Origin of the sequence: Streptomyces sp. SID11385 (genome assembly GCF_010548245.1) — a bacterium.
In the GTDB taxonomy this organism is placed as follows: domain Bacteria; phylum Actinomycetota; class Actinomycetes; order Streptomycetales; family Streptomycetaceae; genus Streptomyces.
This window is the reverse complement of sequence record NZ_JAAGLR010000618.1, coordinates 1-201: the sequence shown is the minus strand read 5'-3', so window position 1 is coordinate 201 and position 201 is coordinate 1. Positions and strand designations below refer to the sequence as shown.

General features: G+C 77.6%; 1 protein-coding gene. It reads left to right on the top strand.

What is annotated here, in order from left to right; genetic code table 11:
• Positions 1-201, top strand: a 201-nt coding sequence (locus G3I42_RS18640) for a histidine phosphatase family protein (protein ID WP_203606999.1), incomplete at both ends; no start/stop codon positions are given.

The following is a 201-nucleotide window of genomic DNA, read 5'->3' as shown; positions in this document are numbered from 1 at the left end:
GCGGCCCGGCTGGGCCTTGAGGTCCGGATCGAGGACGGGCTGCGCGAGACGGACTTCGGCGCCTGGGAGGGCCTGACGTTCGGCGAGGTCAAGGAGCGGTACGGCGCCGATCTGGACGCCTGGCTGGCCTCCGCGAAGGCGGCCCCCACCGGCGGCGGCGAGAGCTTCGCCGAGGTCGCCCGCCGGGTCGCCGCCGCCCGC